Here is a 10,559-nt window from a genome sequence, read left to right on the forward strand (position 1 = left end):
GCGGCCCGGGCGGCCGGTAGTCGCCATTAAATTCAGCCTGATCCGTTTGGAGAATCGCCCACGGCCAGGCCGCGTCAGCCCAGCAGCAGCGCGGGATCGCCGCGGCGGCGATACACCGAACCGAACCGGGCATCCAGCCGCAACCACGTCGGCAGTATCCGGACCCGGATCAACTCGTTGGCCTCGACCGCATCGGGTGACTGCGGCAGAAAACCCATCGCGGTCAACGCGAACACGCAGCGCATCGGCAGCCCCACGTGCGTGTCGGCCGAGCTGACCTGGATGACCTCCTGGTCGAGCAGCGAAACCGGCGGGCCATGAGAACTGCTGTGTTCCTTGGCCAGTTGCGCGCCGCGCTGCGCGAGGTCGAGGATCACCCGGGCTGGGATGTCCTCGAGGTGGGTGAAGCCCGATTCCGGCGGCAGGGCACCGCGCCATGCGGAGTCCATCGCGAAACCGGGGTCGACGTAACCCGTTTCGTCCATCGCCGCCAGGCCGCGGGCCAGCGCGTCCGCGCCCACCGACAAATCTTCGGGCCGCACCTCGCCGGCCACCACCCTGCTGGCTAGCACGTCGAAACCCGTTGCTACCCATGCCGTCAGCAGCCCCGGTGAGCGGGTCCGGAATCGGATGATCGCGGCGTCATCGAGTCGCAGCGCGCGATCGACGAACGCGGCCAGATCCGTACGGTGGGCGTCCCTGGAGTCGGCGCCCAGCCATAGTCCTCGGTCGGCTACCTGATCCACCGTTGTAGATACTCCCGATGTTGTGGCGAGAGGCGCACCAGCCGCTCCTCCTCGATATGGACGGCGGCCAGTTGCGACTCGGCGATGACGGCGGGCTTCGACTCCGGGTCCGCGGCGACCGAGCGCACCTCGTAGCCCAGCGTGAAGTCGACCGCCCGCAACCGCTTGGTCCACATCGTCACCTGCAGCGGCGAATCGACCAGCCGCAGTTGGCCTTTGTAAGTCACCTTGACCTCGGCGATGAGCAACCCGATGGTCAAGATGTCGACCTCAAACGCCTCACGCAGGAACTGAACGCGCGCTTCCTCGAGGATCGTGACCATGGTGGCGTGGTTGATGTGCTGATACATGTCGATGTCCGACCAGCGCACAAGCACTGGCGCGACGAAGCCGACGCTCAACTTGATGATCCTCTTCCACTGGTGCGGGTCATGCGACGGATTTGTCGCGCGGCGACGGACAGCGTTGCGAGATCCTTGTTCCCGCTTTCCTGGATCTCGATCAGTGTTCGGCGGGCCCGCTCGACCCTGGAGGCACTCAGGTGCTCCCACTCGGCGATCTTCTCTTCACCGCTTTCGTCCGGCTCCCCCACGGCGAGCACATCGAAGCACAGCGACCGTAGCGAAGCATAGATGTCGTCGCGAATCGCCAACCGCGCCAAGGAGTGCCAGCGGTCCCGCCGGGGCAGCTCGGACACCGCGGTCAGCAGCCCGTCGGTACCGAGCCGGTCCATGAGCGCGAAATAGGTGTCCGCCACTTCGGCGGCGTCGATGTCGTTGATGTCGCCGATGTCGATGATGTCGAGCAGGCTGAAGCGGTAGAGGCCGGCGGCCACCATGTAGGCCAGGTCCTCGGGCGCGCCCTGGGACGCGAACTCGGCGGCTTCCTTCTCGACGATCGCCTTGTCGTCGCCGCGCAGCCACTCCGACATGCGCGGCGTCAGCGCCTTGACCTTGGCGGCGAACCGGTTGATCTCCGCGCCGACCGCCAACGGCTGCGGACGGTAGTTGAGCAGCCAGCGCCCGGCCCGGTCGATCAGCCGGCGGGTGTCCAGCGTGAGCCGATCCGACAATGCGACCGGCAGATTCGCCGCGCGGATGCGCCGCCAGATCTCCCCCACACCGAAGATCGCGTCGGTGGCGACGTAGGTGCGGACCGCGTCGACCGAACCGACGCCGACGTCCTCGGTGATCCGGAAGGCGTAGCTGATCCCGGCGGCGTCCACCAGGTCGTTGATCAGCATGGTGGTGGCGATCTCGCGGCGCAGCTGGTGCGTGCGGATTTCCGGGGTGAACCGTTCCCGCAACGGTTTCGGGAAGTACAGGGGCAGCCGGGATGCGAACACGTCCTGTTCGGTCAGCTCGGTCTGCAGCATCTCCTCCTTGAGTCCCAGCTTCACGTGCGCCATCAGGGTGCACAGCTCGGGTGAGGTGAGCCCGATGCCGGCCTCGGCGCGGCGCTCGATCTCCTTCTCCGAGGGCAGCGCCTCCAGGTCGCGGTGGATGCCGCGCTGGTCCACCAGGTACTGGATCAGTCTGGCGTGCACCGGCAACAGGCTGGCCGCGTTGGCCCGGCTGGTGCCGATCAGGTCGTTCTGGTCCTCGTTGTCGGTGAGCACCAGTTGCGCGACCTCGTCGGTCATCGACTCCAGCAGCGGTTTGCGCTCCTGCGGCTTGACCTTGCCGGCGGTTACCAGGGAGTCGATCAGGATTTTGATGTTGACCTCGTGGTCCGAACAGTCCACGCCGGCCGAGTTGTCCATGGCGTCGGTGTTGATCCGACCGCCGGACAGATCGAACTCGACGCGGCCCAATGCGGTCACCCCCAGATTGCCGCCTTCGCCAATCACCTTGGCGCGCAGCTGGCTTCCGTTGACCCGAACCGGATCGTTGGCGCGATCGCCGACATCGGCGTCGGATTCGGACTCCGCCTTGATGTAGGTGCCGATGCCGCCGTTGAACAGCAGGTCCACCGGAGCCTGCAAGATCGCCTTGATCAGATTGGGCGGAGTCATCTCGGTGACTCCGTCGTCGGAGCCCTCGATGCCCAACGCCTCGCGGACCTGGGGGCTGACCGGAATCGCCTTGTGCTCACGGCTGTACACCCCGCCGCCCGCGCTGATCAGCGACGTGTCGTAGTCCTCCCAGCTGGACCGCGGCAGGTCGAACATCCGCCGGCGTTCCTCCCAGGAACGCGCGGCATCGGGGTCGGGGTCTAAGAAGATGTGCCGGTGGTCGAAGGCGGCGAGCAACCTGATGTGCTTGCTCAGCAGCATGCCGTTGCCGAAGACGTCGCCGCTCATGTCGCCGATCCCCACCACGGTGAAATCCTCGGCCTGCGTGTCGACGTCCATCTCCCGGAAGTGCCGTTTGACAGCCTCCCACGCGCCCTTGGCGGTGATGCCCATGGCCTTATGGTCGTAGCCGACCGACCCGCCGGACGCGAACGCGTCCCCCAGCCAGAATCCGTAGGACTTGGCGACGTCGTTGGCGATATCGGAGAAGGTGGCGGTGCCCTTGTCCGCCGCCACCACCAGGTATGCGTCATCGCCGTCGCGCCGAATGACTTCCGTTGGCGGACTGACCTTTCCGGTCGCATGGTCGACGTTGTCGGTGACGTCGAGCAGGCCGGAGATGAACAGCTGATAGCAGGCAACGCCCTCGGCGCGGCTGGCGTCGCGGTCGGCGGCGGCATCGCCGGTGGGCAGCGGTGGCCGCTTGAGCACGAACCCGCCCTTGGCGCCCACCGGCACGATGACGGCGTTCTTGACCGCTTGCGCCTTGACCAGACCCAGGATTTCGGTGCGGAAGTCGTCTCGACGGTCCGACCAGCGCAGGCCCCCGCGGGCCACCGGGCCGAACCGCAGGTGCACGCCCTCGACCCGGGGCGAGTAGACGAAGATCTCGTATTTGGGGCGCGGCAGTGGCAGCTCGTCGACCAGCTGGGCGTCCAGCTTGATCGCCAGCACGTTGCGGGCTCGGGCCGAACCCTCGCGTGTCACAAAGTAATTCGTTCGCAGCGTGGCCTGCACCAGCGAGGCGAAGGCGCGCAGAATACGGTCGGTGTCCAGGCTCACCAGCGCATCGATGTCGGCGGCGACCGCCGCGGCGGCCGTTTGCGCATCGCGGCTGGCGGAGGAGTCGGGGTTGGGGTCGAACAACGCCTCGAAGAGCGCGACCAGTGATCGCGCGGTAGAGGGGTGCTCGTTGAGCACCGCTTCGATATAGGACTGGCTGTACGGAAAGTTGGCCTGCCGCAGATACTTTGCGTAAGCCCGCAACAGCACGACCTGCTGCCATCGCAGTCCCGCGCGCATTACCAGCTCGTTGAACCGGTCGATCTCGAGGCGGCCCTGCCAGATCGCGGTGACCGCGTCGGCGAACCGCTCGGCCATCGCGTCGCGCTCGGCCTGCGTCGAGGCCAGCCGGATGGTCGGGTGCGGTGAGATCTTGAATTGGTAGATCCACACCGGCATCCCGTCGGACCGGTTGACCGTGAAGGGGCGCTCCTCGAGCACCACCACACCCATGCTCTGCAGCATCGGCAGCAGCTGGCTCAGCGAGGCGGTGTGTCCGCCCAGGAACCAGGTCAGCTGGGCGGTGCCGTCGCCGGTCTCGGCGAACACCAGCTTGACCGAGTTGTCTTGCAGCTCATTGACGATGGCGATGTGGTCGATGGCGTCGGCCGGGGTGACGGCTTGCTTGTAGACCTCGGGGAAGGCGGCCCCGTAGTACTCGGCGTCGGCGTGCCCCACGGACCCCTCCGCGGCGGCGGCCACGAGCCGGTCGGTCCAGGTTCGCGCCGCTTCGCTCAGCAGCGCCTGAATGCGGATCCGGTTGACGTCGGAGACGTCGACCGGCGCAGCGTCGGGGCTATCGGCGGGCAGGCGGACCATGAAATGCATCAGGGCCCAAGGTGATTCGCTGACCCGGGCGGTGAATTCCAGTCGGGTACCACCGAATTCGCGAACGAGGATGTCTTCGATCTGCAGCCGCACCGCCGTGGTGTAGCGGTCGCGGGGCAGATAGACCAGGCAGGAGACGAAGTACTGCAGGCGGTCGGCGCGCAGGAACAGCAACGCGTTTCGTTGCGGTCCCAGATCCACCACCGCCTTGGCCATCGCCAGAAGCCGCTCGGAGCTGAGCGTGAACAGCTCCGAGCGGGGAACGGTTTGGATGACGTCGAGCAGCAGCTGGCCCGGGTGGATCGGGTCACTGTCGGCCATTGCCAGCGCCTCACGGACCCGGCGCGAAATCGTGGGGATTTCCAGGACATCGGCGTTCATGGCGGCCACGGTGAACAACCCGACAAAGCGGTGCTCGATCACTGCACCGTCCTCGTATTCGCGCACCGCGATGGCATACGGGTAGGCGCCGTAGCGCAGATAGCTGCCCACCACGGATTGCGCGAGCACCAGCAATCGGTCGTCGTCAGTCAGCCGGGGGCGGGAGCCGGTGCGGGTGCGCAGGACGCCGAGGCCGGGTGACCCGTCGCCGGAGACCTGACCGTTGTGCACGTGGCAACGCTGGTAGCCGAGCAGCAGGAAGTTGCCGTTGCCCAGCCAGCGCAGCAGCGCCGCGACGTCGTCGCGGTCCGGCGCCGAGAAGTGGTTACCGGCGTTGGCCTCGACCTGCGCGGCCAGATCGTCGAGCACGGCGATCAACCTCGACGCGTCGCTGGCGACCTGCTGAACGTCGGCCAGCACCTTGGGCAGTAGCCGTTCGACCTCGGTGAGCCCCTTGCTGTCGACCGACGGCAGGAGCTGCACGTGTATCCACGCTTCGCCGGCGTATTGCGAAGCGCTTGCCGATTTCGCCTCGACCCGCAGCAGGTCCCCCTCGGGGCTGCGCTGCACTTCGAACACCGGGGTCATGATGGCCGTGTAGGGGACACCGAGCCGGTGCAGCAGCACGGTGACGGAGTCCATCAGCATGCCGCCGTGATCGGTGACAACTTGCAGCGCGGGGCCGAAACCGGCGGGGTCGTCCGCCGGGTACACCGCGACGCGGCTTTCGCCGTCGGGCCGGTGCCGGCCGAGGCGATAGTGCGCGCTCAGCATCGCCGGGGTCACGATCGCCGCCGGCACGGTCAGGTCGATGGGCCTGGTTTCGGCCCCGCCCGACTCGTCGCTATGCGGACCGCGATAGCTCTCGACGTAGGCTCTCGCGATCCACTCGGGAATGTCCTGCTGCTGGGTGAAGGTCGTCCACGGCTTGAGATCCTGTCTTGCTCCGGGATCGATCGTCATGCCGATAGCTCCCAACTGGCGACGGTTGTCAGTGCGCTCAATCGCCCCATTCCGCGGCGGCGCGGGGCAGAGCCGACACTAGTCGCGCGTTAGCTTGCGGTGGGTCACTCTGTGCGGACGTGCCGCCTCGGCACCGAGCCGTTCGATTTTGTTCTCCTCGTATGCGCCGAAGTTGCCCTCGAACCAGAACCACTTGGCCTCGTTGTCGTCGTCACCCTCCCAGGCCAGGATGTGCGTGCAGGTGCGGTCCAGGAACCACCGGTCGTGCGAAATCACCACCGCACAGCCGGGGAATTGCTCGAGGGCGTTCTCCAGCGAACTCAGCGTCTCGATGTCGAGGTCGTTGGTGGGCTCGTCGAGCAGGATGAGGTTTCCGCCCTGCTTGAGCGTCAGCGCGAGGTTGAGCCTGTTGCGCTCGCCACCGGAGAGCACGCCCGCCGGCTTCTGCTGGTCCGGTCCCTTGAACCCGAACGCCGACACGTAGGCCCGCGACGGCACCTCGGTCTGGCCGACCACGATGTGATCCAGCCCGTCGGAGACAACTTCCCACACGTTCTTCTTGGGATCGATTCCGGCGCGGGTCTGGTCGACGTAGCTGAGCTTGACGGTCTCTCCGACCTTGACCGTGCCGCTGTCCGGCTGCTCGAGGCCCACGATGGTCTTGAACAGCGTGGTCTTACCGACCCCGTTGGGACCGATGACGCCGACGATGCCGTTCCGCGGGAGGGTGAAGGACAGGTCCTTGATCAGGGTGCGGCCGTCGTAGCCCTTGTCGAGATGGTCGACCTCGACCACCACGTTGCCCAGCCGCGGGCCGACCGGAATCTGGATCTCCTCGAAGTCGAGCTTGCGCGTCTTCTCGGCCTCGGCCGCCATCTCCTCATAGCGCTGCAGCCGAGCCTTGCTCTTGGCCTGACGCGCCTTGGCCCCGGAGCGCACCCACGCCAACTCCTCGGTCAACCGCTTCTGCAGCTTGGCGTCCTTGCGCCCCTGGACCGCGATTCGCTCGGCCTTCTTCTCCAGGTAGGTGGAGTAGTTGCCCTCGTACGGGTAGGCGCGGCCGCGGTCCAATTCCAGGATCCATTCGGCGACGTTGTCCAGGAAGTAGCGGTCGTGGGTGACCGCCAGGATCGCACCCGGGTAGGAGGCGAGGTGCTGCTCGAGCCACTGCACGCTCTCGGCGTCGAGGTGGTTGGTCGGCTCGTCGAGGAGCAGCAGGTCGGGCTTGGACAGCAGCAGCTTGCACAGCGCGACGCGGCGGCGTTCACCACCGGACAGGTTGGTCACCGGCTCCTCGGGCGGCGGGCAGCGCAGCGCGTCCATGGCCTGCTCCAGCTGCGAATCGAGGTCCCACGCGTCGGCGTGGTCGAGCTCCTCCTGCAGCCGGCCCATCTCCTCCATCAACTCATCGGAGTAATCGGTGGCCATCAACTCGGCGACCTCGTTGAAGCGGTCGAGCTTGACCTTGATCTCGCCCAGGCCCTCTTCGACGTTGCCGCGAACGGTCTTCTCCTCGTTCAGCGGCGGCTCCTGCAGCAGGATGCCCACGGTCGCGTCGTTGGCCAAGAAGGCGTCACCGTTGTTCGGCTTGTCCAGGCCAGCCATGATCCGCAAGACGCTCGACTTGCCGGCGCCATTGGGTCCGACGACACCGATCTTGGCGCCTGGATAGAAGCTCAACGTGACGTCGTCCAGGATCACCTTGTCGCCGTGCGCCTTGCGGACCTTTTTCATCGTGTAGATGAACTCAGCCATGCCGCGGTGTTGCCTTTCTGGTTTGCGAAGTGATCTCGCGGACCATCCTAGGCATCGCCCGGCGACCGCAGCCCCGCGCCCGAGTTAATGCTCAGGCGGGAATGGAGAGCGGGGCCTCGTCGGCGGTGGCGTCACCTGTACCGGCCGGATCGTCGCCGGCCAGCGGGTCCTCGCTACTAACGTCGGCGGCGTCGACGAGAGTTCCCGGGGCGGCGCCTTCCTGCCCGGCGCTGGGGCCGGTGTAAGCGGGCTTCTCGATGCGCACGATCACGCGGGAGAGGTCCGGACCTACTGCGGTCGCCCGCATCTCCACCGACGAGCGGCGGTTGCCGTCGCGGTCCTCGTATTCGCTGGTGTAGACGTGCCCCACCACGATCACCGGTGCGCCCTTGCCCAGCGCGGCACCCACCCCGGTGACCAGCTTTCCCCAGCAGTTGACCGTGACGAACAGCGAGTGCCCGTGCTCCCAGCCGCCGTCACCGGTACGGCGGCGCGAGTTGCTGGCCACCCGGAACTTGAGGACCTCCTGGTCGCCGACCTTGCGGCGCGCGGGGTCGTTGACGATGTGACCGACGACGGTAAGCGGGGTTTCGAACATGGGCTGATCCCTTCTCGATTGCATTGGCTATGGCCGCCAGTAAGCGCGGCGCCACCGACGACGCCGATGGGAAACGGCCCGAAAACCGGCCGGGCCGGTCATCGCTGTGGACGAAACCGGGACTGTGGATCAGTCGGGATCGGCGGGGGCCTGGCCGGACCGCTTGGGGGTTCCGCCCTGCGCCAACTGCGCCAGCATCGCGTTGTAGGCCACCAGCTCGGCGTCGTCGTCGCGTTCGGCGGCCCGGTCCAGCCGCTTGGCGGTGCGGCGATCGCTGCGCGCCCACTGGATGAGGAGTGCGAGCATCACGATCACCAGCGGGAATTCCCCCGCCGCCCAGGCGATGCCCCCGCCCAGTCGCTGGTCCCCCAGCAGGTCGGTGTGCCAACTCAAGCCGAGCGAGCGGTAATAGTCGGCGCCGAGCACCTTCTTGGTGCCCATCATCACCACGCCGAAGAAGGCGTGCAGCGGCAACGAGGCGAACACCACGGCCACCTTGGCCAGCGGCGGGATCGGTCGCGGCGTCGGGTCCACCCCGATCACCACCCAATAGAACAGGTAGCCGCTCAGCAGAAAGTGCGTGTTCATCGCCAGATGGCCGGCATGGCTGCTGGCGGTGGTGTCGAAGAGGCTCGACAGGTACAGCCCGTAGAACCCGCCGACGAACAGCACGGTGGCCACCACGGGGTTGGTGAGCAACCGGGAGAAGCGGCTGTGCAGCGCTGCCAGCAGCCATTCCCGCATGCCCGGCGGATCGTCACGGCGGGCCGCCGGCAGCGCCCGCAACGCCAGGGTGACCGGGGCGCCTAGCACCAGAAGGATCGGGATCAGCATCGACAGGCACATGTGGACCACCATGTGCATGCTGAACATCGCCGGCATGTAGCGACCGACGCCCGACGACGTCGCGAACAGCAAAACCCCGCAGCCGAGCAGCCAGGAAAGCGTCCGGCCCGGCGGCCACTTGTCGCCGCGGCGGCGCAGCCGCACCAACGCCGCCACATACAGCCCGGCGAAGACGAGGGCGGCAGAGCCGAAGATCAGGTCGAAGCGCCAATCGAAGAGGATGCGCGCCAGGGTGGGCGGCCCGTCGAAGTCGTAACCGATCTCGGCTTCGGGAATCGACGGCAACCGGGCCGGGGGCGGCGGGGGCGGGGTGCGGCCCAGCCCGACGGCGATGCCGAAGGTGAGGCCGAAAACGGCGGCCTCGATCAGCGTCAGCCTCAGCAGCGCGCCACGCGCGCGCACCGGACTCGGATCCGCTTGCAGCGCAGCCACACTCACTCGTCGCTGCCGCCAACCGAGCCCGCCCAGCAGACACAGCGCGACGAACTTGGCGGTGACCAGCCGCCCATAGTCGGTGCCGAGCAGGTCGGACGGGTGCACCCGAACCACGGCGTTGACCAGTCCGCTCACCGCCATCGCGACCCAGCACCACAGCGCAATCGTCGAGAAACGCCGGGCCGCCAGCCCGAGGTGACCACCGCCGCGCAGGACGTGGGCGAGCAGGGCGAGCAGGCCACCGGCCCACAGGCTGGCGGCGACCAGGTGGATCAGCAGGCCGTTGGTCGCCAGGTCGTGCGAACCGCCGGCCGACGAATGTCCGGTCAGCCCCAGCGGAATCAGCGTCACCACCGACGCGGCGGCCAGCACCGGCGTCCACGACCAGCGCAGCACCGACAGGCTCGCCAGCATGATCACCGCGGCCAGCAGCGCGGTCCAGCGCCAGGCCGAGGCGTTGGTGATCAGGCCCGCCAACGACCACATCCGCGTCGGGGGAATGTCGGCGACGGGATGCCCGGACACGTCCGAGATGGTCAGCGGGACCAGCAGGGCGGCACACACCGCCCACACCCCCGACGCCACCGTCCCGAGCCGAAGGGCCCGGTAGCCGTCGGTGTCGAGGACACCGCTGCGCTGGGGCGGCACGAGGAATGCGGCGAGCAGAAACGACCCGACGGCGAGCACCGCGGCGATCTCGCCCGCAGCGCGAACGAACGGCAGCCCCAAGGTGGTCACCTGGCCCGGATCGGGCAGGCCAGTCACGGTCAGCGCGCTGGCCAGCGAGAGCGTCCCGATGCCGGCGGCCGTGCAGCCCGCCAGCACGGCGACTCCGGCCAGCACCGGCCACACCAGCGCGCGGCGCTGGGCAGCGGCCTCGGTCGAGGCCGTGCCGGCGGGCGGAGCGACGGTCATACATCCAGGGTATGGG

General features: G+C 67.6%; 6 protein-coding genes. All 6 read right to left on the reverse strand.

Annotated elements, in window-relative coordinates; all coding sequences use genetic code 11:
• Positions 1-74 precede the first annotated feature (74 nt).
• Positions 75-746: a hypothetical protein gene (locus tag G6N50_RS11825; RefSeq protein WP_083096931.1), complete on the reverse strand. Its 672-nt coding sequence runs from the start codon at positions 744-746 to the stop codon at positions 75-77.
• Positions 734-1,147 (reverse strand): acyl-CoA thioesterase, encoded by a 414-nt coding sequence (locus G6N50_RS11830; protein WP_067829708.1) that lies wholly within the window; start codon positions 1,145-1,147, stop codon positions 734-736. The genes G6N50_RS11825 and G6N50_RS11830 overlap by 13 nt, the downstream gene beginning before the upstream one ends.
• Positions 1,144-5,994, reverse strand: coding sequence for an NAD-glutamate dehydrogenase (locus tag G6N50_RS11835; protein WP_083096929.1), 4,851 nt, complete (start codon positions 5,992-5,994; stop codon positions 1,144-1,146). The genes G6N50_RS11830 and G6N50_RS11835 overlap by 4 nt, the downstream gene beginning before the upstream one ends.
• Positions 5,995-6,072: 78 nt before the next feature.
• The gene (ettA, locus tag G6N50_RS11840; protein WP_083096928.1) at positions 6,073-7,749 is read right to left on the reverse strand and encodes an energy-dependent translational throttle protein EttA; all 1,677 of its coding nucleotides are present in this window, start codon (positions 7,747-7,749) and stop codon (positions 6,073-6,075) included.
• A gap of 91 nt (positions 7,750-7,840) precedes the next feature.
• Positions 7,841-8,347: a single-stranded DNA-binding protein gene (locus G6N50_RS11845; protein WP_083096926.1), complete on the reverse strand. Its 507-nt coding sequence runs from the start codon at positions 8,345-8,347 to the stop codon at positions 7,841-7,843.
• Between the two features lie 129 nt (positions 8,348-8,476).
• Complete coding sequence (locus G6N50_RS11850) at positions 8,477-10,543, reverse strand: cytochrome c oxidase assembly protein (protein WP_163650841.1); 2,067 nt, start codon at positions 10,541-10,543, stop codon at positions 8,477-8,479.
• Positions 10,544-10,559 lie beyond the last annotated feature (16 nt).

It is taken from the genome of Mycobacterium mantenii (assembly GCF_010731775.1).
Taxonomy (GTDB): Bacteria; Actinomycetota; Actinomycetes; order Mycobacteriales; family Mycobacteriaceae; genus Mycobacterium; species Mycobacterium mantenii.

Excerpts from the sequence above, each read along its gene's own strand:
- G6N50_RS11835 (WP_083096929.1), bottom strand. The coding sequence starts at position 5,994 with ATGACGATCGATCCCGGAGCAAGACAGGATCTCAAGCCGTGGACGACC.
- ettA (WP_083096928.1), bottom strand. The coding sequence starts at position 7,749 with ATGGCTGAGTTCATCTACACGATGAAAAAGGTCCGCAAGGCGCACGGC.
- G6N50_RS11845 (WP_083096926.1), bottom strand. The coding sequence starts at position 8,347 with ATGTTCGAAACCCCGCTTACCGTCGTCGGTCACATCGTCAACGACCCC.
- G6N50_RS11850 (WP_163650841.1), bottom strand. The coding sequence starts at position 10,543 with ATGACCGTCGCTCCGCCCGCCGGCACGGCCTCGACCGAGGCCGCTGCC.